The sequence below is a fragment of the Nitrospira sp. genome (genome assembly GCA_016715825.1).
Lineage (GTDB): Bacteria > Nitrospirota > Nitrospiria > Nitrospirales > Nitrospiraceae > Nitrospira_D.
In genome coordinates this window covers 480,169-502,331 of sequence record JADJXO010000001.1, presented here as the reverse complement: position 1 = coordinate 502,331, position 22,163 = coordinate 480,169, and the positions used below count along the sequence as shown (strand labels likewise).

Here is a 22,163-nt window from a genome sequence, read left to right as displayed (position 1 = left end):
TGATTTGAACAACGAGCAGGACAACGGGATCTTATTTCGGCGAGGCCAAGGTGACATACTTCATACGAAGTGCGTACAGCATGTCACGGAGAACTGTCTGCTCGTCAGAGGTCAGATTACCCTTCGTCTTGTCTTCCAGGACAGACAACAGATCGATAATCTCTTTCGCTTGTGGAAGGTTCACAGGCATGGGGGCTTGTTGGGGATCCAGTTGCTCGCCCATCAGCATGAGCGAAGACGAACCCAATGAAATCACAAAAGAAGAGAACGTCACCGGGGGTGCCGGAGCCACGCGACTCGGCTCATCAGTAGAGGTGGCGGTAGAGGCTGGTGATTCTTTTGTGGTTGCAGTGGTACGTGGAGGGCTCTCGCCTCCTGCGCCTCCTCGTTTGTCACGAATGACGAACCCCTGCTCCTCGTCAGCCATTCCCCACCCTCTTCTCATGACCCCTTAGGCAACGTCGGTACCCTACCATAGGGCCTGATTACCCGCAAGCCGTCAGAGAGATTGAAGAGCGCGTCGCCGTCGTTATAGAGTGGCCTAACTGCCGTGCTGACAGGGAACCCACAAGAAGGGTTGATTTCCGATGTCGCATCAATTCACAAAGGTCGTCGAGTTAATGGCTGCCCTACGTGCGGAAAATGGATGTCCGTGGGATCGGAAACAGACCCATGAGTCCCTCAAACCCTACCTTCTAGAGGAGGCGTACGAGGTCTTCGAAACAATCGATCAACGTGACCTGCCGAAGCTTAAGGAGGAATTAGGGGATGTGCTGTTACAAGTTGTGTTCCACAGCCAAATCGCGGCGGAGACCGAGGCGTTTACCGTCGAGGAGGTGCTCGAGACCCTCGCCGACAAACTGATCCGGAGACATCCCCATGTCTTCGGATCCAGCGGACAAGACACGCCGGTCACAAGCAGCGAGCAGGTCGTGGCCCAGTGGGAAGACATCAAACGCGCGGAACGAGCGGTTGCCGGTGGTGCACGCTCTGCGCTGGACGGCGTACCGAAAACCTTGCCGGCGTTACTCCGAGCCTATCAAACACAAGCCCGGGCCGCACGGGTCGGATTCGATTGGCCACACAACGCCGGGGGTCTCAAGCAGATCTTTGGCAAGATCGCGGAGGAAGTGGACGAGTTGAAGGACGCGCTGGCTCAGGCGGGCATCGACCCGGCCCTCAATCAGCCTGACGGACTGGCGGACATCGAGGCAGAGTTGGGAGATATCTTATTTTCCCTCGTCAATCTCGCCCGTTTCGTCAAGGTCAACCCGGAAGAAGCGCTACGCCGTGCGACCAATCGTTTCACCGATCGGTTTCACCTGGTAGAAGCGCAGGCTACAGAACAGAGTCGGACGTTGATGGATATGACACTGGCTGAAATGGATTCGTTCTGGGAGGAAGCCAAGCGGCGGTTGGAGCCTCCCACTCCCAACACACCTCCACCCATGGACAATCGAACGATATGAGCAAGAACGAGGATCCCTACCAGGAAGGAAAGCGTGCCGGAGCTCACCCGCTGTTGGTGGTCTTCGGCACACTCATCGGACTGTGGCTGTTCGTCGCCTTAATCGTCCCCAGCTCACGGAACAAACAAGTCACCGGGACCGAAGGCCCTACAGTTTCCGTCATCGAAGACCCGGAAGCAATCCCCGTCATGTTTAAGGTCCATACGACTATCGCGGACATGAATGTCCTGGGGCTGGTCGTACCTTCGCAGGCAACGGATAGTCAAATCGTTGCGCTCTTAAAACGCCTGCGGGATGCACGATTGGATGGAACCATGACTGAGCAACTTCCCCCCACCACACCAGGTCACAAGCTGGGCGAACACGCCATCGCGGACATTTTTATTTTTTCGGATAAACAATTCGCCGATCCGGATACAATCCGCACGCTGGCACGAGGGGCGCATGTACCAGGAACACTCTATCCGAATGCCATTCCCTTCGAAGTGGCGATGGAACACGTCCGTGGTTACTACCGCATTGATCTCAATGACACCGGAAGCCCGGATACCGGCTCGCTTGGATTTGCCGATGAGTCGGGCGTACACTCCAAGCATCACCGTAGAATCTTTTAGCACATGCACGAAACACTTTGCGTAGGCTAGAAGAGGTTATAGCCCAACCCTTCGCTTAACCTCTTCACGGACAGGCGCCTGAGCCGTTTCAAACAGCGCTTCCAGTTTCACAAAGAGATGGCTCAGCGGGCCAATAAACGGGCCCAACATCACGTCACGTCGTTCAGTCAAGAAGCCTTCTTCATCGGCGACCCTGATCTTCCAATCGGCAATCGCCCGAGAGAGAATGTTACTCATCAGCAGTTGCTGACCAGGCGAACCAGCCACCCCCCCCAGCAGACGCCTCTTGAACGTCTCAAGCTCATCCGGTATAGAAACCTTCACGCGGACCCCATGCGGGGTCACCCAAGTTGATCGCTGGATGGCATAGTCATAGGAAAAGACCTGTTCTCTCGGTTCCCGAAAAGGACCGTTGACTTCCAGTATGGTAAGGACACTCTCGATTGGCGGCATGATTCAACTGAATTCCCGGGTTTTTCTTGTCGAGCAGTTGCGTCACCTTACCATAGGGTCTTGTGCGTCTGCAGGACAAGAGGCTCTGTACGGCAACTCATGGTACAGTATGCGGAGTCTGTCGTGGACCGCTCCATGCAAACGCGGTAGGTCACGGAGTATCACACTGTACCGATTGAATAGTGTGCAGCTGCCGTTCAATCAGCTTGATCGACTCTATCAAAGACTTCTCCGCACCTAAGGTATGGCCCAAAAGGACTACCCCGGACTCGTCATCGTCCCGCCCAGCGATCGGACCATCTTGCGACGTCGACTACTCCGATGGAGTTTGTTCCTCATCCCAACCCTCTGGATCGCCTGGACGGTCATAGGATCGCCCCCCGCCTCACAGGATGATTCAGCCTGCCAAGACGCAACCAGCCAGGATACCCCGGGAAGTCCAACCGAGGAATGTGGCCAATCCCACCCAGAGGCCGCCACGATCGAGAGTCGCGAGGAAGATTTCCGTCCGCCCCCTGTATCCCAGCCTGAACATCTGGCCGAATCCCAGCAATTAATACCCTCCCCTCCTCCTGAAAACCATCTCCCTTCACCCGAGCCCACGACTCATGAGGACCAGCCGCCAAAACCATCTGTGACAGCACCTCATCCTGCGGATGGTACAGAACCGGGTTCGAACAATGAGAAGACGCCTGCGCGTGCACCTGCGAAAAAGTCACCGTCGAATCCGAATCCAGACGCTCAATTGGCGGAGCACGGTGATGCGTTCGCACAGTATCGGCTTGGTAAATACTATGCAAAAGAAAAGGGACCACACGCGCCGGAATCTATCAGTTGGTACAAGAAAGCCTCGACCGGATTGCGTCGCTTAGCAGAAGCTGGGAACGGACAAGCGATGTACGTTCTCGGCGTCATGTACGCCTATGGTCGAGGCGTGACACGGAATACGGAAGAAGCGCACCACTGGCTCTCCCAAGCCGTTCGCCATAATGTGACCGCTGCTCGGCCGGTTCTGGCCGGTTTAGAAGCAAAACGGACGGGTGATCATAAAGCTAAAGAGAGAGGGCCAACCCCTACCTCTCCACGATAACGCTCGACTCGCTGAGGTAAACCATGCTGTCTCCCATTGTCCGCGTCAAAACCAAAACGCCGACTCCATACAACCTGATCCATATCGAGACCGACACCCACGACACAAAGACTTTTCGGTTCGAACTGTCTGCCGATACCACACTGGATATGCTGCCAGGCGACTTTCTCTACATCCATGCGACATTGAACGGCAAACAGGTCAAGCGAGCGTACACACCCTCTTCACTCCCTGGTATCACGGGTTTCTTCGATCTCACGGTGAAACGGTATGACACCGGCGTTGTGTCGAAGTACCTGCACGATCAACACATCGGAGATACAGTGCTCATGAGTGGGCCAAACACAGGCGGGCATTGGGTCGATGGCATGGCAAGGCGTGTGGGATTCGTGGCCGGGGGAACCGGCATCACCCCAATGATCTCCATTATTCGGTGGATTCTGCACCAGAAGCTCGACGTAGAGCTCTTCTTGATCTTTGCGAATAAGACCGAGTCAGACATTATTTTCAGACAAGAATGGGAACACGACGTTCGACAGTTTCCGAACTTTCACTGTCACCATGTCCTGGAACAGCCCCCTCCCGGATGGTCGGGCAGCACAGGCCGCATGACATCGGGTATGTTACAACAACACCTTCCTGCGCCATCCCCTGACACCTGTATTTTTCTCTGCGGTCCTCCGCCGATGGTTGATTCCCTCGAAATCACGCTCAAAGAACTCGGCTATCCGGAACAGGCCATTATTCTCCCGTGACCATATCGACATATCGACGCGAGACTTTGGGTAGGTGTCAGAACGGCTGATCTGGATGTACCGATGAATGAAGCCTGACTCCAAGTTGAAGGACTAGACTGAGTCCGCACTCACGGTGGGGCGCAGTCCATGGCTGGTTTGCCCAAGAAGATCTTGAATGACACGATCAGCTGCTGCTGCCCCATCACGGATACAGTCAGGAATGCCGACTCCTCGATAGCCCGCCCCGGTGAGAATGAGTCCAGGATAGCGGCTCACGGCCGCATCCAACTGTGCCAATCGGTCCAGGTGGCCGAGGGTGTACTGCGGCATCGCTTTCCACCATCTATTCACTTCCGTGTAACTTGGTTCCGCCCCAATTCCGCACAACGCCGCGAGTTCGGCTCGGACTTTTGTCGTCAAGGCAGCATCGTCCAGTTGTAAGATCTCTTCACGCCCCACTCCGCCGACATAGCCGCGCACCAGCAGCTGATCCGCTGGAGCACGATGAGGCCATTTGAGGGAGGTCCAGGTGGCCGCGATGAGATCACGTTGCTCTGCCCGAGGGACGATAAATCCAAAGCCTTCGATCCCACTCACCATCGCCCGAGGAAATGCCATCGCAATCGTCGCGGTCGACGCATACGGAATCAGATCCAGCACTCCCCCGGCAATCGGTGTCAACGGACGTAACAGATCGGCAGACACATAGGCCGGGGTGGCCAGCACGACACTTTCCGCCGACAGCGCCGATCCCTCATGAAGGATTAGATCGTACATCCACCGACCTAATTCGTGTGATCTCACGCGGAGCGCTTCGACTCGTGTCCCAAGCCGGAGCTCCACGCCCTGCTCCGTCAACCGGTGTGTCAATGCGGTCACCAGATCACCGAGTCCATTCTTCAAACTCACAAACATCGTCCGCCGCGGCTGTCCCGCTGATACCACTGAAGTTGCCTTCTTGGCCTCGAGCATGCCGCGTACTACGCTGCCATGCTGTTGTTCCAGGTCAAGAAAACGAGGGAACGTGGCCCGCAGGCTCATCTGCTCGGCATCTCCCGCGTAAATTCCAGCCATGAGCGGCTCTAAGACCCGCTCGTACGCCTGTGCGCCGAACCGTCGCCGAAGGAAGCCGGCGAGTGACTCATCGCCGGTCGAGGGACCAGGGGGAACCGCAATTTCCAATCCCATACGGATGAGGCCTGTCCACGTGAGAAGTCCGCTCGAAAGAAACGGCTTCAGCTGCCTTGGAACAAAGGACAACAGCCCTTCCGGCAAATCATGGAGCCGTCCTTTGTGGAGGACACATGCCTTCTTGCCTGTCTCGTTGGTGTTGATCAGTTGATCGGTAAGACCCAGCTTCGTACAAAGCCCAAGGCCAGCCTGTTTTTGCGACAGGAATGAGTCCGGTCCTGCCTCCGTGACTATTTCGCCAACTCGATGCGTGACGATCTTCCCGCCCCACGATGATCCGGCGTCGAGAATGGTACAGCGAAGGGACAGACCGGCCGTTGACGCACGTTCTAGTAGCGCATGGGCTGTGGCCAGCCCTGAAATGCCACCGCCCACGATGACAACTGTACGTGGTCGAGTCACGACTGAATAGAGCAGGATAATTCGTGTGCGGCTAAGACGTTGTGCAACGTCTCGATGAGGGCGGGTGAGTCGTTCAACATCGCGATGCGCTCAAGATGCAGGCCTTTACTCACTGCCAATTGTTTTAATTCAATGTCGATATCGAAAAGCGTTTCGACATGGTCGCAGATGAACCCAATGGGGGCCACTAGGACAGACCGATGTCCCGCCTGCCGGATGGTATCCAACAGGCCTTCGACCGTCGGTCCAAGCCACGGCTCACTCGATCGCCCCTGGCTTTGATACGCAAAGTACGTCGGTTGGTGTTCCAAGCTTCGTGTGACGGCTTCAACAGTCCCCTGCACCTCGTCCGGATACGGATCCTTCATGGCGACGATTCGTTCCGGCAAACTATGGGCGGTAAACAACACCGGCACCGTTGCCCGTACCTCGGCCGGAAACTTTTCGAGCGCGTGCCGAATATTCTGAACGATCGCCGCGACCAAACCTGGATGACGATTCCAACTCCCGACATAGGTCACAGGTGTCTGGTCCTCCAGCATCGCACGAGCGTCTTCAACTTTTTTCCGGTAGGCTCCGGTGCTCAGTGAGGACTGCTGCGGAGCCATACAGACCCCGATGATCTGGTCCGGCGATGTTGTCAGCAACTCAGTATAGGTGTCCTTGATGAAGGGATGCCAATGCCGCAACCCGACGTAGACTCGGTATCGGCCGTCGCCAGATTCATTCAGCTGTTGCTCCAGCTTTTTGGCAACCTCTTGCGTAATCCCGACAGCCGGTGATTTTCCTCCGGTGGCTCGATATCGGTCACGAATCTCCTCCACCAGCTCCGGTGGTGTCGGTCGGCCCCCGCGAACATCACGCAAAAATGGCTCGACGTTCTCCAGACAATCGGGCCCACCCATGGCCATGAGCAGAACTGCGGTATGGCGCGGTGTCGCTAGCATCGTTCCTCGTCGTTCGTGAAGCGTGAAGCGTTTGAATGCAAGGTGCGCTTCACGCCCCTACCGTTGGCTGAGTTTATGTACCATATCGATCGTCGCGGCTACATGATCGACCGGGGTCGTGGGGAGTATGCCGTGACCGAGATTAAAGATGTGGCCGGGGCGACCCCCGACTCGACGCAGGATATCTTCGACACGACGCTCGATTTCGTGGAGCGGTGCGAACAAGACTAGCGGATCCAGATTCCCTTGCACAGCACGATCATGTCCGACCGTCGTCCAGGCCTCGTCCAAGTGAACCCGCCAATCGATCCCGATCACATCACCACCTGCCTCGCGCATCTGCCGAAGAATGGCTGTCGTGCCGGTCCCGAAGTGAATCATCGGTACCCCTTCCCGCTTGAGCCCCTCAAAAATCAGCTGCACGTGGGGCATCACATATTCGGCATAGTCACCGGCAGACAGGCAGCCGACCCAACTATCAAATAATTGAATCGCTTGGGCTCCGGCCTTTATTTGTCGACGGAGATATCCGGTGATCACACGCGCAAACTTATCCATCAGCTTGTGCCACGCGGTGGGATCTCCATACATCATCTGCTTCGTGTGTAAATAGTTGCGGGACCCGCCGCCCTCAATGGCATAACTCGCAAGCGTGAACGGTGCACCGGCAAAGCCGATCAACGGCACTCGCCCGTCAAGCGCACCCCGCGTCTGCCTGATGGCCTCTGCCACATAATCCAGCTCATTGCCGTCGATGACTTTCAGTTGTTCCACCGCCGCCCGGTCACGCACCGGATTGTGGATCACCGGCCCTTCCCCTGCCGCAAACTCGAGATTGAGCCCCATCGGTTCCAACGGAAGCAGGATGTCCGCAAAGATAATGGCAGCATCCAACGGGAATCGATCGATGGGCTGAAGGGTGACCTGAGCCGCCAGCTCAGGTGTCTTGCACATCTCGAGGATGGAATGTTTCGCGCGTAACGTCCGATACTCAGCCATATAGCGCCCGGCTTGGCGCATAAACCACACGGGGGTACAGTCGACTGGTTCGAGACGGCAGGCTTTGAGAAATCGGTCATTCATAGTAGCGGCATTCTAGAGAGGCCCGGGGAGAACTGTCAAACAGAGATGATACGTAGCGCGTCAATGTCATTCCGGAAACTCCCCACGATCAGTAGACAAACGCCACCATTCCGGTACACTTAGGATTCCCGAAGCTGCGTGAAAAGTCTGGTTTCACTTTTCTAAAGTTCTGTGTATAATGAACTCCCAACCTATAGCAGGGCGATTATTCAGGCTAATCGGGACCCCGGCTCCCTGTCTCCCACCGCAGTGATGTTGCCGATCCCCCGATCAAGAGGAGAATTGTATGTCCGATGTGCAAACGATTCGACCGACCAAAGCCCAGGATTTTTTCTATTCCGTGATGCGCTGGTTTGATTCCTGGGCCGGCCTTGAGCACACCAAAGCAGAAGGCCCTCCCAGGGTAGACTGGGTCCGCAGTGTCCCCTTCATCGTGTTGCATCTGATGTGTTTGGGGGTCATTTGGGTTGGATGGAGTTGGACGGCCGTTGCCGTCACGGTTGCCTTCTATTACATCCGGATGTTTGCGATTACCGGGTGGTACCACCGCTACTTTTCGCATCGCACCTTTAAGACCACGCGTACCGTGCAATTCCTATTTGCGCTGTTAGGTGGCACCTGCACACAGCGCGGGCCCTTGTGGTGGGCTGGCCATCATCGCCATCATCACATCGCCTCCGACACACCGGAGGATGTGCACTCCCCGCGCCAAGGAGGGTTTTGGTGGTCCCATATGGGCTGGATCATGTCGCAGAAGTTTTATGCCCCGCGCCTCAAAGGCATTACCGACTTTGCAAAGTATCCCGAGCTGCGGTTTCTTGACCGATTTGACGTTCTAGTTCCAGTTCTCACTGGATTTGGAATGTTTGGACTCGGCAAGCTACTGGAAGCCACGGCACCGGGACTCGGCACCAACGGCCCCCAGATGTTGATCTGGGGCTATTTCATCTCAACCGTGGCCTTGTTTCATGGAACCTGCACGATCAACTCCTTGTCCCATGTCTACGGGTCACAACGGTATGAAACCGGCGACGACAGCCGAAACAATTTTTTCCTCGCCCTGATCACCATGGGTGAAGGCTGGCACAACAATCACCACTACTACCCCGCCTCGACCAGACAAGGCTTCTACTGGTGGGAGGTTGATATGACCTATTACTGCCTGAAGGGACTGGAGTGGCTTGGGCTGATCTGGGACGTTCGTGGTGTTCCTGATTATGTGCGAGAAGGAAAGACTAAACAGGATTCCACTCGCAGCGTACTCAAAAACAAGATGGAGGCGTCAGCGCCAGCTGTAGAACCGTCTACTCCGCAGCCGGAACTGGAGCTCACTGCCCGCTAAACCCACTCCACACGATCATCAGACCCTGGCTGATCAAGTTGTTGATCGGCCAGGGCTGCTCGAATTCGCTGACTCTCTCCATCCATTGCTTTTTGCTCTTCATCCGACAGCACCCATGCCTCACCGGCGTTCAACTCGAAACGATAATGGTCCTGTCTGAGTGTGAACCACTCGACATAGGGATGCGGCTCCAAATTGGGGTGTGGATCGAGCGAGATCAAATTGACGGTTCCGATCTGTGGATTGGCCATGTCGCCGATGACCTGTCCCGCCATATCATCATCCTCGAACCGGCGATTGCGAAATCCAATCACCTCACCGGCGATATCCGGTTTAAAGTTACCCTGCAAATAGAAATCGATCGGGCCGATCACCGCAAACACCACTCGTCCGACGACGGTTCCCTCGACTCGATTGTCTAAGAACCCTTCGTGAACCCATCGCCCATTGCCGAATTTCTGCGCCATCCCTTCCTCCTTTCAAGCACTCAGCCGCCGAATGCACCGATCACCACAGCCAATAAAATGAGGGCACTCCCGATCCATCCCTGCAGATCCAACGTCTCTCCTAGAACGTACCACGATAACCATGCCGCATAGGCAGGCTCTGATGCAAACAGCAAGGCCACCTGCTGTGCAGGGACGAGTTGCTGGGCCCACATCTGAACGGCGAACGCCAGCGTCGCCAGCACACCAGTGACCCCGAGACCGATCAAGAGGACTGCCGTAGGTGAGAACGCGCTGGCTGGAGCGCTCTCCCACCACGGCGCCGGAAGGAACAACAGGGTCATCGCGATCATTTGCCAAACCAGTAACGAGGGTGCATCGACTCGTCTCGTGTATCGTTCAAGGCAAATGATATGCCCCGCAAAGGCGAGGGCGCAGCCCACGGTCATCAGATCTCCCACATTCATGACGGCATCGGGCTTGATCAGCAGCCAGAGCCCGATCATTGCGATGACCGTCGCCATGACCACCCGCCGGTCGATCCGCAACAAAATCAATGGAACAAAAATCACGTACAGCGCCGTCAGGAAGGCGGAATTTGACGCGGTCGTATGCTGAAGCCCGACGGTTTGCAGAAGATATCCGAGAAATAGGAACCCGGTAGTCAGCGCACTTGCCCTCAACACATCACGATCACGATGCAGTCGGCGCTGGCTGACCATCAACCACAGCAGCACGAGGAGCGTACCGACGAAGAACCGGAGCAGTAAGAATGACAGTGGGGGAATTTGTCCCAGCGCCGCCTTGGTCGCAGGAAAGGTCGCGCCCCAGATAACGGTTGTGAGAAGGAGTGCCAGTCGCGGCATTAGACGTACGGTGCTGGGTGCGACGCGTTGAGTTCTACATGAACAGACGGACGACACAACGCAGCCTTGAGCACGTCATGGGCTAAGGCTTACAAAGCGTGCACATCCGCTGTCGAGTCACCCCTGCCTGCTCCATGGCACGCAGCGCTCGTTCTTTATCTGGATAGTCGAACCAACCCCCTTCCCAGAAGTCGCTGGAGGTTGCCGTAGACGGCACTTCCGAACATCGGTCTCGGTGAAGCGTCACACGGTCGATTGCGCGGGCAATATGCACCCAGTAGATCATACGCGGCGAGTCAGGTGTCAGTGGTGAGAAGGGGAACCATCCGCCTAACTTCGGGCCTCCTCACCTCCCTTTCCGGCTCAAGGAAGGAGCTGCCATTCATCTTTCTCGATGAAGCACTTCACGCCAGTCTGTAGCTTTTTGAGATCATCTTTCTCGAAGAGCCTCATGTAGCGCGCGATTCGATCCTCATCATCGATTCGTTCTTCCTGCATCATCCCGTTGTTACCTTTGTACCGTCGAAGCAGCACTGGCATCGAAACCCTCCTATGAAGCTGGCAGTTAAGCAGCACAACTTGTTACAATAGACCGATTGTGTGGGCCGATCAGGATCGCCCAGAGAAGGCCAGCTTGTCAAGGCCTGCACTACTCTGCTCAATTGATATCGTTCAGGTTGTTCCATTCAAGTAGGGAAAGGATCTACTGCAGTGCCACTATATGAATACCGTTGCGGGCAGTGTAATCGGCAATTCGAGGCCGCTCAGTCAGTCTATGCGAGGGTTGAGGACACAGAATGCCCCCATTGTCATGCCAGACAGGCAACACGCCTCATGTCTTCATTTTCATCTTCTGTGAGCGGTGACCGTAAACCAGGATTCACCGAGATCAAAGCCCAAGCGATGGGACAGGAACGGATGGAGCGCTTCGCCAAGCTCCCGCCGTTGAATGCAAAACGTAACATGCCCCATCCGAACATGTCATCCGATTCTGACTCACCATCGCAAGGAGAATCGAGTTCTGGATCATAACCATCACACACCCATAGTCCCTTGTAGCTGTGTCCCATGGTGCCACCGTGCGTCTCCTACAGATCGATCATGTCGAGCCTGAAACACCCACGCTGCAGGACGAGCGATACCGTGTTCGACGACCTCTCCTCCTGTCACAACACGATCCGAATGCCTTGGTTGACGCATTTACCGACTTCGCTCTCTCCCCAATCGGTCAAGCGATCGTCGGAGAACCCTACATCCCAATATCGAGTCCAAAACTTCGAAGAGACGGAGGTCTGAATGACTCCCCGATTGCTATTGCCACTCGCCGTACTGTCGTTCTTGGCGATGCTCCCATTCCCTCACCATTCGCTTGCAGAAGAAGGCGTGATCGTCGACGGCGCCGGCTATACGTTACACGACACGCAATCGATCAAAGGACATGACGAGCGAACCGTCGAAAAAGACCCGGTCTGCGACAGCAGCAAGAAGCCAAAAATCATCACCGTGGAACCGGACGAAGCCAAACCAGGTCAGACCATCACGATTCGAGGAGAGCAGTTTGGAACTAAAGACTGTTTCCGAGGTGTGGCGTTCAGTGCGGCAGGCCCGACCGCAATCGACTATACGTATATAAACGACACGACCATTCAGGCAACGGTTCCCGAGGTTCGGCCAGGCATGTCGTTTATCGATGTCATTGCCAGCGGCGGCAATGCCCGCTCAAAAGCTTTTCTCATCCAGGGCAAGTAAGTCGAAGAGGAAGAATTCTCGGATCCATGTGCACCGAGAGCGCTGTGTCGTCATTCAGTAGCTTCTCCTCCAATAGCTTCTCGTCGTACCGCTTTTGCGAGGTTTTCAGGCGTGCCGATATCGAGATACCCATCCTGTGGAAACTCCACCGACTGAATCTTCAGACCGGCTTTGAGCGCCGCCTGGAATACGACCCCCACTGCTAAATCTCCTCCTGGATCGTTCGCCGTGCTTGCCAGGACGGACATATTCCGTTGTGTCCCATCAGCACGAAGGAACTGATGCAAGAACGCGGAGAAGGCCGGTGTCCAGACGGCAAGACACCAACCGAAGGTCAGTGTGGTCGAAGCTGGCTTCATCACAATCTCACGGACCCACCCGTCCGTGTCGCTGTCCACCATGTCCCAGATGCGTGTATCCTCAATGCGATGCAGACCGAGCACCACGTCTGCCTCGGTTCTCTCCTGTTGTTCGATCAATCGTCCATAGGCATCGGATGGACCGAAGAGGATGTCCGGAAAGCCGAACGCGATCCGGTTCTGAGTGATGAATGGATATGCACGATCGAGGGTATCTGGGGGACCGGCGGACCCCGGAATAACGAGGTACGCAAGCGAGAGTCCTATGCCTTGTCCCTCTTGAAAATAGTTAGGAATATCCCATTTCCCCTCGCGGATGACGATGAACGTCTTCGAAATACCGGCGGCTTTAAATTTTTCCAGCAGAAAGTGCGCGGCCACTTTCGGTCGCGGCATCCCGGTCTTGGGATCGTTCATGAACCCTACGGGAAACAATTCCTTACTACAGGGGAACGGCTGGAGGCGCTTCGCACGGCCGGCAGCAGGAATGAGGCCGACGACTTCCGGCCAGGCTCGATGAGAGTTATCCTTCATAGGCCCATATTATCGCTGGATTCCAAGACCGAGTCCATCGCCTTTCACCATCCTCCGCGAGCAGTATTGGGTTATAGGGGAACCTGCACTCCGCTGGGCACCACCTCGACAACAGAATGTGCCTCCTGTACCCTATACACACGTGTATCATTGTGAGTGCAACGTCGAGCCGACCAACAGGGGAGTTCATGTTATGCCCAACGTCCGGTGCCATCGAGCCGTTTCAACCGCGCTTGTTCTCGTAAGCCTCACCATCTCCTTGCCGGTTTCGGCGACTCCACCAATCAAGGAGCGGCTTCCCTTAACGCTGAGCGGATTAGGCTGTAGCAGCAAGGAAGCGGAGATGCATAAGGTCCTACAAGCCATTCCTGGCGTGACCGGCGTCAATTTCAATCTCGTCCCAGGCCACGTACTTGTGGATGTTAGCCCTAGCATCGTGAAGTCGGCAGATGTGATCACCCGGGTGAACGAGGCAGCATCCTCATGGCAATGTAAGGTCGAGTTCATCGAGGGATGCATTTCGGCCTCCATGCCGACAGCCTCAGCGGCTCCCCACCAGCATGAATAGCGTTAGGGGGATCCACAAAATCTACTCCGCCCGCACTGCTCCTGTACCCGGCAATGCCGCTCTTCGGCACTCCAGCTCAAGACCCGTCAGCGATCGGGGCTCCTTCCCCGCCTCATAATGGAGGATTGCTGCAGTCGCGATGTGCGCATCGGGACATTGTGCCCATTTCTTCCAGTTATCGTTACAGTGCGCGCGCACGTCGGTCGGCATGGACGTCGGAGACGTATTGTACGCCGGCATACCTGATTTGTTTTCGGGAACGACACTCTCCTGTAAATCGATGAGTCCGCCATCCTCACCAAGTTTCTTCCCTCGAATCTTGATACCCTTCACTCGGGTATTGTCATTATTCATACAGACTGCGGCACCCGTCACAAATACTCGCTTGTCATATTTGGAGTTCGAATACTCCGCCGCGATCGTGCTGCTCGTTTGTTTGCCTCCGCACAGATCTTTCTTCAAATCGAGTGCTTTCCCCGAATCATTAATGTTCTCGGTTCGGACTGTCACATAGCAGGGATTGTCGCGCCGCTCCTCGGATGTGATCCCATACAGCGCGTATTCATCCCCCTGGCTATCCGGCACACCGACACGATACTTGGTTCCGGAAAACCCCGAGATCTTTGTGGGTTCTAAAACTCCGACCAGGCTGAGTTCCTGCTCATAACGTTCGGCCAGTGCCCCTATTGAAACCATGCACCAAACACTCATGATAACTAACCCACTCCAGATAGGATGTTTTTTCATTGGTCTTTCCTCCTTTTCACGTGATCGATCGCCAAGTTCACCTTCTAAAGCCAACCTTATGTCTGTCCTAAACTACCTGCGAATTACAAAATCTATTAAGCGGAGCGGAATCACTTAGCGTCAAAGAGGGTACCGATGCTTCCACCGCTCAGCCTGATGGTTTTCCAGGTCCCATCAGCCCGAAGCGTTTGGAGATTGATCGTGATGCTCGTCAACTTCCCATCGCTATACTTACTCAGGTCGACATCGTTGTAGTAGTGAGAGTTGTCCGAGGCGCAGAATTTTTCACCGTATTTGTCTGCAACGAGGCCCTCAGACGTAAAATATTCTAGGTGCCGTCTCGCGCAAGCACTCGCGGCGTTATTGATGTGCAGCCGACCGGTGACCTGAGGGGTTACCTTCCCCTCATTCCAAGCCCAGGCTACATCTGCCCAGTTGGTCGGCACCCCCGCCACAAAGGTCTCCCCTCCAAAGTCGAACCCGTCCTCAGCGATCTTGACCTTGTCATGTACTGGTTTAAACTTGACAGTCTGCGATTCAAGGATAGACCAATCTTTACTTGCGGTTTTCTTTTCGATGGACACCTTCACTTCGTTGACTTTATTGCTCTCGTAGGAATTGAGGTCGACTGTCCAGCTTTGCCGCGAGTCTCCTTTTGCGCAGACTTCCTCACCCTACTTTGTCGTGAGAAAGAGATGTGCACCCCCGTAGCAGTCCATCCGCATCCGACCGCACCGCCCACCTGTATCTTTTAAGTCAAGCTCGCCCGTCAGATGCCGGACCGCCCGCACTGCGCTACGGCGCTCCGAGCCCCCTACTCACGTGTGTACGGCGTCACAATCGTATGCTTAGCTGCAAATCGATCGACAGGTTGAAATCAGAGGCAATGCTTGTGCCAAGAGGGAACAGCATACGAATCACTCCCGTTATCAGGCTGTACCAATCAAACTGTATTCCTTCGAGACGACGCGAACGGCCGCCATTCGTATCGGATCAGATACGCTGTGTATCGATTGAGATACCAGTTATATGCTCAAGGATGAACGCGATGCGGGTCGTAAGGGTGGTCCATACCGGCTCAGGTAGGTCACATAGACGACCCCGTAGGCATGAAGCGTTTCGTTCGTCAGCCTGAGCGTCGCCATAGCCCCGTTGAGGCAATCCTAGGCAGTATTGGAGTACCGTCTGTGCGTCTGGGGAAAAGCGATTCAAGAGCGTCCTGCAATGCAGGACGCTGCCCGATTCGATTACCTTAGAGGATAGAGCTCGTCATTCGAGAGGTGTGAGTGTCGTAGGCGGTCGAATCGGGATTTTCTGTTTTATGGAATCTTGATCGATCAACTTCAACGCCTCCAGTTGAGACTCTAACTCCTCAATGCGCTGATCACGTTCACGAATTTGTTTTCGGAGCTCCCGCACTTTGTCCGATAGATCAACAATGGGAACAGGCTTCCGTTCGACCATGGTCGATGGAGGTGCGGTGCATCCCTGAAGAGCGAGAGCGACCATTACTGTACCGCTCAGCGCATTCCAGCCATTCATGTTTGAGAGATTCAAATTCATAACGTGAGAACCTATACGATCCTGTCGGGCTTTCTCAAGCTCACAGCTCCCTCTACCAGACCTGGGATACCGCCCATGCCTGATTCCTCGATTAGCAGGACGCCTACCTCATCAACGAGTCACAGGAAGCACAGATGACGATGTCAAGCCGATGCCCACACCTTCAGGAATGGTGCACGGAGTCCGATAAGAGGATGAGAACCGGCAGGCTCTGCGACTCCGATCGTTTTGTGTCGACTCTCCACAACCGGTTGGAACTGGCAAGACTTGTCAGGAAACTAAAAGTGATGAGACGAGTGGTACCCCAAGAGCTTCTACCGGACATGGTCCTGGCGAAACCCGTCACGAATGCCAATGGACTCCCTATTGTGTCGGCTGGAACGATCTTGGATGCCACCATGATCGAACGGCTCCGACAAATGGACTTGCCATCAGTGTATGTGGAAGGTGCGGCGTGGGACTCCGGCGGAAAGACCCTGGCGGAACTGGAAGCTGAACTTGATCACCGGTTCCGACATGTCGCACACGATTCCGTTCAGCAGCTCATCCTTCAGGCTCTTCGCACACACTTACGGACCACCCATGGCGTGACACCTGTGCCCGATGAGGCTGAGACCACATGACCAGGTTCGATCCGACAGAGCTGCGCAATCGAATCGAGAAGCTCGGAGACCTTCCCACGCTTCCCCATGTCGTACAGCGGATCGCCGCCATGATCGGTCGTCCCAACGTCTCGACTGAGGAAATCGGCTCCATCATCGAGAAGGATCAGGTGCTCGCAGCCAAAGTCCTGAGACTCGCCAACTCACCGTTTTACGGGTTCCCCTCTCGAATCGGTTCCGTCTCCCACGCCGTCATCGTGCTGGGGTTCAATGTCGTCAAGGGACTGACACTCTGCGCCTCGGCCCTCAGCATCATGAAAGATGCCGGCATGGATCAGCTATGGCGACATTCGCTCGGTGTTGCGATCACTGCCAATCTCCTAGCCACCAAGCTCGAGATTAAGAACCCAGAGGAGCTGTTTGTCTCAGGCCTACTTCATGACATCGGGAAAGTCATCTTCTACGTCAAATGGTCCGACGTAGGGGACTGCATCAAAGACGCATTCACGACCGGGAGCGACCGTTCACTCCTCGAAGTGGAGCAGGAACTGACTGGTCTGTCCCATGCAGATATCGGGGGCTCCCTCGCTGACGCATGGCATTTACCGATCGCCCTCCGCGAGCCGATCCTCTACCACCACAACCCGCCCCTCGCCAAAGAAGCCGTGCTGCAAACGGCCATCGTCCATGTGGCTGATATCCTGGTCAAAGGGTTAGCCTGTGGCAATCCGGGAGATGACCTGATTCCGCCACTATCCAAACCAGCCTGGGATCTGGTTGGACTCGGTGAGCAGGGCTTAGCGGAATGCATCGACAAAGCATCGAGTGAGTTCGCGACCATCGATGATTACCTATGAACAGATCCCCAACAGGCCAGAGAGTGTTGTTCTTCCATAATGAGCCGGCTGTTGCCCTGACGATGACCTCGGCCCTGGAGAAGACCGGCCTCCAGGTGGTGGAAGGCCATCTGCCCGATCTGGCCCTGCATGAACTCGTTCACGATCCACCCTGTCTCATTCTGGCCGCTGAAGGAGCCGGGGGCCATTCGGTGGAAACACTCACGCGCAATCTCAAGCTGGATGCCTTCCTGGGGCGTCTGCCGCTCATTGTCTTCGTCCGTGAGAGCCGGCTCAACGATATTGACTGGGGTTCATTGGGGGTTGACGACTTCATCACAATCCCCTACCGGGCAGAAGACGTCGTGCATCGTATCCGCCTCTGCCTCAGCCGTCTGACCCGCTCGCTCGACGCAAATCCCCTCACTCGCCTCCCGGGCAACACCACGATCCTCTCTGAAACCACCTCCAGGATTCACAGCAAACAGCCCTTTGCACTCGCGTACCTGGATATCGACAATTTCAAGTCGTTCAACGATCGCTACGGCTATGGACGCGGAGATGAAGTGCTCGTTGTGGCTTGCCGCATTCTGACGACAGTCGTTGGCGAAATGGCCGGACCTGAGGGGTTTGTCGGCCATGTTGGGGGGGACGACTTTGTCTTCATGAGCCGACCGGACACCATCGATACGATTTGTCAGACCATCATCAAACGATTTGACCTGGTGATCTCGGATTTCTACGACCGTGAAGATCGACTCAAGGGTTGCATCGATTCCGTGGACCGTCGGGGAAATAAAGAGCAGTTTCCGATTATGAGCCTGTCAATTGCTGTCGTCACCAATGAGCGGTCTCCCATTATTCATCCTGGCGACGTGAGCAAAATCTCATCGGAGCTAAAGAAACGAGCGAAGGCCTTGAAGGGCAGCGTCTACATCAAAGACCAGCGAGGCCCGGCCGTCGACGCACCCTCTGCGACCACTGATCCCAACGCACAGCTTCCTACCTCTGTCTGAATCAAAAGGCTTTTCGCGTTCGCTCTGACAAGTAGATTCTGGAGTGGAGGCACCACCACTCGTTTGAAGAAGCCCGTATATGGAGCGGGAGTAGTTCATAAGGAATCAGGTGACACCACACGATGACCATGAAGCGAGAAACTCAGGAGACGAACGTATCGTTCTACCTTCTCACGAGAGAATCGTCGGAATGGCGGGTCGCCGAAGAGAGGAGAAGACGAGTGACACATTACCTGCCTCGGTCCACGACTGCACTGCAAGTTCTTGATCGGACCCGAAAGATTGGAGCAGCAAGAAGACTCCGAGAAAGACTGCAATGATGACCGGCCAGATCATCGAAAGCGCACCGAGAACGAGGACGAGCATGATCGCCGCTAACGCATGCTGGACGAGCTGGCTTCTTCTTGTGGTCAGGAGGTCCTCCTTCGTGCGCACTTCATCTAGCACGCCTACGCCCTATTGAGTGAATGGTCTCGACGAAAGTCACACATTGGTGTCCCGCAAACAACTAGGAACCCTACCAGATCGGGACACTTCGAAGACTGAACTTTTGTCAGCAAGAACTATGCCGAGAAGATTATTCGAGAGACCGACGATTATTGAACGACTTCCGGCTGGTTCTCTCCATAGTAGAACCAGAATACGTATCTCTTTTGATTCAGTGCATCCGATTGGATTCAAGGCACGCAGGCAAGAGTGCTGAGTGCGTGTGTGGCGTTGACACCAGTCTTCGTGATGAATGCTATGACGGCGCGGGAGCTTGAGTGGCAGGAGTTGTTCGGAGGTCCCGGATGAAGGTCCACATGCGTAAGACATCAAGAGTCAGGCTCGCACCATAACTTGGACCATAGTCTCGCTCTGAGAGGTGGCCCATGCTGTCGTTCCACGTTTCAAACCGAAGCGGCCCAGCGGACGCGGCTAGTGCCCAGGCAAACTGCTTCTGACTTTGCCCCGTGGTATTCACGAAAATACCGGAGTCCCACATGAGCGCCAGCTCAATTTCCCACGTGGGAATGGTTTCACCCGACTCGGTTGTCCGGTACTGACCGAATGCGATGGCCGGCTGCACCAGCCCTGCCGTGCTTCTCACGGCATGAAGCACGGCTCCGTTACTCTGGTAACTGATTCGCCCCAAGGCCGAAGCCCGGAAGCTCACATCACCCCATTTTTCACTATGATAGAGGGTTGGGGTAATCGGCATCCGTCGGATACCGCCTCGAAGAAACCCTTGCTGATAGATCGTACCGACAGAAAATCCGGCACCCATAAAAATGACTTTGGGACGAAACAAGGGGAACCACCTGGTCAGAGACCCGTCGATCATCACATCGGTCTCTTTTCGAGGATCCACGGTCGGAACCGTGGGCAGCTGACGCAGTTGATGGACGACTTTGTTCTGAAAGTACTGCGTGGGTTCGTCGGCGGTAGGACTGATCCCCGCCGTGAGATTGGTGCTCCAACCTTGCAGGATTCCACCCCAATGTTGGGTCCAGCTCAGCGTAATCAAGTTGAAGCCGAGCGTATTCCCAACCGTGGAATCATACTTGTTCCCCAAGCCGTCCGTCGGGGTGAACCGATTGAGGGTCAATCCCCCTGTGAACGTGGAATATTGGTCAGGAAACGCCATGGCGCCCCAATGGACTGATGGAGCAGGAGATTCGCTCCAGACCGGACCGGAGAAGAGCGCGACACTCAGAACCATACTCAGGAGAGGAGCCAACCCCTTTCTGAGCCAGAGATTGGTCATCCTTACCCGACCGACCACAGGTACATATTTGCAGGTATGCCCATGCTGGATATCTCTGAAACCGTGCGGAACTGTGATCGAAATGATCTTCGCCATCGAAAGAGACCTCACTGTCCAAAGAAAGACGTTATCATAGCGAAACACCTTGTGCATTTTACAGAACATAGGCCATGGTAGCGACCCATTTTCTTTGACAACCTCACCTCAAGTAAACCTTCGATTTCACGATCACTTTCCTGAATCTGAAGCGCTTCTCCTCGACAGGCCTCTTGATCCTATGCTAGCTTACCCGGTCATTTTCTGTATTCGCTCTCTCTATCCACACAGGAACCCAAGGGTTCGGAGCATGTTCAAGAAGATCTTAGTGGCTAATCGCGGTGAAATTGCCATGCGGATCATCCGCGCTTGTCGGGAATTGAATATCGCCACGGCTGCGATCCACTCAGAGGCGGACTCCACCGGTATCTATGTCAAGAAAGCCGACGAGGCGCACGTCGTCGGTCCCGGGCCGGTCAAAGGCTTCCTCGACGGGCAACAGATTGTCAACCTCGCGCTCCAGATCGGAGCCGATGCTATCCATCCCGGCTACGGATTTCTTTCGGAAAATGCGGAGTTCGCTGAACTTTGCCAATCGTCCGGAATCACCTTTATCGGGCCCTCATCTCATGCGATCACCCTGATGGGCAGCAAGGTGCGAGCGCGGGAACTGGCTGAACGTATCGGCGTGCCTATCGTACCAGGCACCAAGGGAGGAGTGAGCACGTTCAAGCAAGCGTTGGCCTTCACGAATGAGGTCGGGTACCCTGCCATCATCAAAGCCAGTGCAGGGGGGGGGGGACGCGGACTTCGGGTGGTTCGCAGCGATGAAGAGCTGCACGAAAACATGGAGGTAGCCGCGCGAGAAGCCGAGTCCGCCTTCGGCGACGGTAGTGTGTTCATCGAAAAGTATGTCGAGCGACCGCATCACATTGAGTTCCAGCTACTGGGAGATCGGCACGGCACGATCATCCATCTGGGGGAACGAGACTGTTCTATTCAACGACGGCATCAGAAGCTGATCGAGATCGCTCCTTCGTTGGTGTTGACACAGGAGCTCCGAGAAGAAATGGGCAATGCTGCGATCGCCATCGCGCGCGCGGTGAATTATGATAACGCCGGCACCGTGGAATTTCTGCTCGATCAAGACGGCAAGTTCTACTTCATCGAGATGAACCCACGCCTCCAGGTCGAGCATACGGTGACAGAACAGATCACGGCTATCGATATCGTACGAAATCAAATCAAGTGTGCAGCGGGCCTGCCGCTGAGCATCCAGCAAAAGGACGTCATTCTGCAAGGCCATGCCATTCAGTGTCGGATTAATGCGGAGGATCCAAAGAACAATTTTCTGCCCTGTACCGGAAGGGTGACGGCCTACCTCTCCCCCGGCGGAATCGGCGTGCGTATTGACGGAGCCGTCTATAGGGATTACACGGTACCCCCCTATTATGATGCCCTCTTGGCTAAATTGACGGTTCGAGGCCGCACCTGGGAAGAAACCGTCAGTCGTATGAGACGTTCGCTCGAAGAGTATGTGCTCCGTGGAATAAAGACCACCATCCCCTTCATGGAAGCCATCATGCAAGAACCGGACTTCATGGCAGGACGATTCGATACCTCCTATATCGAGACACATCCCGAACTCTTTAACTACGACGAAGTCGATCAACCGGAGGACCTGGTCCTGGCTCTATCGGCCGCCATCGCCGCCTATGAAGGGCTGTAGTCAGACCGTCCGTATTTCGACTTTCACAAGGATGCAC

The 22,163-nt window shown here is 55.2% G+C and carries 27 protein-coding genes; 12 read left to right on the top strand and 15 right to left on the bottom strand.

Annotated elements, in window-relative coordinates; genetic code table 11:
- Positions 1-31 precede the first annotated feature (31 nt).
- Positions 32-427 (bottom strand): DUF1844 domain-containing protein, encoded by a 396-nt coding sequence (locus tag IPM58_02440; GenBank protein MBK9305956.1) that lies wholly within the window; start codon positions 425-427, stop codon positions 32-34.
- A 160-nt stretch (positions 428-587) separates the two neighbouring features.
- Here IPM58_02440 and mazG point away from each other — a divergent pair, with 160 nt between their 5' ends.
- On the top strand, positions 588-1,469 hold the full coding sequence (gene mazG, locus IPM58_02435; GenBank protein ID MBK9305955.1) for a nucleoside triphosphate pyrophosphohydrolase: 882 nt from the start codon (positions 588-590) through the stop codon (positions 1,467-1,469).
- Positions 1,466-2,083, top strand: a complete 618-nt coding sequence (locus tag IPM58_02430; protein ID MBK9305954.1) for a hypothetical protein — start codon at positions 1,466-1,468, stop codon at positions 2,081-2,083. Before mazG ends, IPM58_02430 begins: the two co-directional genes overlap by 4 nt.
- Before the next feature lie 36 nt (positions 2,084-2,119).
- On the opposite strand, the gene IPM58_02425 is transcribed toward IPM58_02430, so the two are convergent.
- A complete protein-coding gene (locus IPM58_02425) occupies positions 2,120-2,536 on the bottom strand; it encodes a hypothetical protein (GenBank protein ID MBK9305953.1) in 417 nt (138 codons plus the stop codon).
- A gap of 244 nt (positions 2,537-2,780) precedes the next feature.
- Here IPM58_02425 and IPM58_02420 point away from each other — a divergent pair, with 244 nt between their 5' ends.
- Both IPM58_02420 and IPM58_02415 read left to right on the top strand, forming a co-directional pair.
- Positions 2,781-3,626 carry an SEL1-like repeat protein gene (locus tag IPM58_02420; GenBank protein MBK9305952.1) on the top strand — a complete coding sequence of 282 codons (846 nt, stop codon included), beginning with the start codon at positions 2,781-2,783 and terminating at the stop codon, positions 3,624-3,626.
- A gap of 23 nt (positions 3,627-3,649) precedes the next feature.
- A complete protein-coding gene (locus tag IPM58_02415; protein MBK9305951.1) occupies positions 3,650-4,381 on the top strand; it encodes a cytochrome-b5 reductase in 732 nt (243 codons plus the stop codon).
- A 93-nt stretch (positions 4,382-4,474) separates the two neighbouring features.
- On the opposite strand, the gene hemG is transcribed toward IPM58_02415, so the two are convergent.
- Genes hemG through hemE form a run of 3 tightly spaced genes read right to left on the bottom strand, consistent with a single transcriptional unit; the run spans position 4,475 to position 7,986 of the window.
- The gene (hemG, locus tag IPM58_02410) at positions 4,475-5,956 is read right to left on the bottom strand and encodes a protoporphyrinogen oxidase (GenBank protein ID MBK9305950.1); all 1,482 of its coding nucleotides are present in this window, start codon (positions 5,954-5,956) and stop codon (positions 4,475-4,477) included.
- Positions 5,953-6,903 (bottom strand): ferrochelatase, encoded by a 951-nt coding sequence (locus tag IPM58_02405; GenBank protein ID MBK9305949.1) that lies wholly within the window; start codon positions 6,901-6,903, stop codon positions 5,953-5,955. Before IPM58_02405 ends, hemG begins: the two co-directional genes overlap by 4 nt.
- A gap of 57 nt (positions 6,904-6,960) precedes the next feature.
- Positions 6,961-7,986, bottom strand: coding sequence for a uroporphyrinogen decarboxylase (hemE, locus tag IPM58_02400; GenBank protein MBK9305948.1), 1,026 nt, complete (start codon positions 7,984-7,986; stop codon positions 6,961-6,963).
- Positions 7,987-8,272: 286 nt separating this feature from the next.
- Here hemE and IPM58_02395 point away from each other — a divergent pair, with 286 nt between their 5' ends.
- Positions 8,273-9,328: an acyl-CoA desaturase gene (locus IPM58_02395; protein MBK9305947.1), complete on the top strand. Its 1,056-nt coding sequence runs from the start codon at positions 8,273-8,275 to the stop codon at positions 9,326-9,328.
- On the opposite strand, the gene IPM58_02390 is transcribed toward IPM58_02395, so the two are convergent.
- From IPM58_02390 to IPM58_02375, 4 genes are all read right to left on the bottom strand, one after another.
- On the bottom strand, positions 9,325-9,795 hold the full coding sequence (locus tag IPM58_02390) for a hypothetical protein (protein MBK9305946.1): 471 nt from the start codon (positions 9,793-9,795) through the stop codon (positions 9,325-9,327). The genes IPM58_02395 and IPM58_02390 overlap by 4 nt on opposite strands.
- A gap of 20 nt (positions 9,796-9,815) precedes the next feature.
- Complete coding sequence (locus IPM58_02385) at positions 9,816-10,640, bottom strand: DMT family transporter (GenBank protein MBK9305945.1); 825 nt, start codon at positions 10,638-10,640, stop codon at positions 9,816-9,818.
- A gap of 82 nt (positions 10,641-10,722) precedes the next feature.
- Positions 10,723-10,926, bottom strand: coding sequence for a hypothetical protein (locus IPM58_02380; GenBank protein MBK9305944.1), 204 nt, complete (start codon positions 10,924-10,926; stop codon positions 10,723-10,725).
- A gap of 77 nt (positions 10,927-11,003) precedes the next feature.
- A complete protein-coding gene (locus tag IPM58_02375; protein MBK9305943.1) occupies positions 11,004-11,180 on the bottom strand; it encodes a hypothetical protein in 177 nt (58 codons plus the stop codon).
- Between the two features lie 171 nt (positions 11,181-11,351).
- Here IPM58_02375 and IPM58_02370 point away from each other — a divergent pair, with 171 nt between their 5' ends.
- Positions 11,352-11,672, top strand: a complete 321-nt coding sequence (locus IPM58_02370; protein MBK9305942.1) for a zinc ribbon domain-containing protein — start codon at positions 11,352-11,354, stop codon at positions 11,670-11,672.
- A gap of 264 nt (positions 11,673-11,936) precedes the next feature.
- The gene (locus tag IPM58_02365) at positions 11,937-12,389 is read left to right on the top strand and encodes an IPT/TIG domain-containing protein (protein MBK9305941.1); all 453 of its coding nucleotides are present in this window, start codon (positions 11,937-11,939) and stop codon (positions 12,387-12,389) included.
- 50 nt (positions 12,390-12,439) lie between these two features.
- Here IPM58_02365 and IPM58_02360 read toward each other — a convergent pair whose 3' ends face one another.
- On the bottom strand, positions 12,440-13,282 hold the full coding sequence (locus IPM58_02360) for a dTDP-glucose pyrophosphorylase (protein MBK9305940.1): 843 nt from the start codon (positions 13,280-13,282) through the stop codon (positions 12,440-12,442).
- Between the two features lie 193 nt (positions 13,283-13,475).
- On the opposite strand from IPM58_02360, the gene IPM58_02355 reads away from it, so the two are divergent.
- On the top strand, positions 13,476-13,850 hold the full coding sequence (locus IPM58_02355; GenBank protein MBK9305939.1) for a hypothetical protein: 375 nt from the start codon (positions 13,476-13,478) through the stop codon (positions 13,848-13,850).
- 21 nt (positions 13,851-13,871) lie between these two features.
- On the opposite strand, the gene IPM58_02350 is transcribed toward IPM58_02355, so the two are convergent.
- From IPM58_02350 to IPM58_02340, 3 genes are all read right to left on the bottom strand, one after another.
- Complete coding sequence (locus IPM58_02350; protein MBK9305938.1) at positions 13,872-14,597, bottom strand: hypothetical protein; 726 nt, start codon at positions 14,595-14,597, stop codon at positions 13,872-13,874.
- 110 nt (positions 14,598-14,707) lie between these two features.
- A complete protein-coding gene (locus IPM58_02345; GenBank protein MBK9305937.1) occupies positions 14,708-15,181 on the bottom strand; it encodes a hypothetical protein in 474 nt (157 codons plus the stop codon).
- A gap of 685 nt (positions 15,182-15,866) precedes the next feature.
- Positions 15,867-16,160, bottom strand: a complete 294-nt coding sequence (locus tag IPM58_02340; GenBank protein ID MBK9305936.1) for a hypothetical protein — start codon at positions 16,158-16,160, stop codon at positions 15,867-15,869.
- A gap of 134 nt (positions 16,161-16,294) precedes the next feature.
- Between IPM58_02340 and IPM58_02335 the strand changes: the two genes are divergently transcribed.
- From IPM58_02335 to IPM58_02325, 3 genes are read left to right on the top strand one after another with little or no spacing between them, the layout of a single operon-like run.
- Positions 16,295-16,783 carry a hypothetical protein gene (locus IPM58_02335; protein ID MBK9305935.1) on the top strand — a complete coding sequence of 163 codons (489 nt, stop codon included), beginning with the start codon at positions 16,295-16,297 and terminating at the stop codon, positions 16,781-16,783.
- Positions 16,780-17,619, top strand: coding sequence for an HDOD domain-containing protein (locus tag IPM58_02330; protein ID MBK9305934.1), 840 nt, complete (start codon positions 16,780-16,782; stop codon positions 17,617-17,619). The genes IPM58_02335 and IPM58_02330 overlap by 4 nt, the downstream gene beginning before the upstream one ends.
- Positions 17,616-18,614: a diguanylate cyclase gene (locus tag IPM58_02325; GenBank protein MBK9305933.1), complete on the top strand. Its 999-nt coding sequence runs from the start codon at positions 17,616-17,618 to the stop codon at positions 18,612-18,614. The genes IPM58_02330 and IPM58_02325 overlap by 4 nt, the downstream gene beginning before the upstream one ends.
- Positions 18,615-18,785: 171 nt before the next feature.
- Here IPM58_02325 and IPM58_02320 read toward each other — a convergent pair whose 3' ends face one another.
- Positions 18,786-19,061, bottom strand: coding sequence for a hypothetical protein (locus IPM58_02320; protein ID MBK9305932.1), 276 nt, complete (start codon positions 19,059-19,061; stop codon positions 18,786-18,788).
- Positions 19,062-19,356: 295 nt separating this feature from the next.
- A complete protein-coding gene (locus tag IPM58_02315) occupies positions 19,357-20,457 on the bottom strand; it encodes a hypothetical protein (GenBank protein ID MBK9305931.1) in 1,101 nt (366 codons plus the stop codon).
- 250 nt (positions 20,458-20,707) lie between these two features.
- On the opposite strand from IPM58_02315, the gene accC reads away from it, so the two are divergent.
- The gene (accC, locus tag IPM58_02310; protein ID MBK9305930.1) at positions 20,708-22,126 is read left to right on the top strand and encodes an acetyl-CoA carboxylase biotin carboxylase subunit; all 1,419 of its coding nucleotides are present in this window, start codon (positions 20,708-20,710) and stop codon (positions 22,124-22,126) included.
- Positions 22,127-22,163 lie beyond the last annotated feature (37 nt).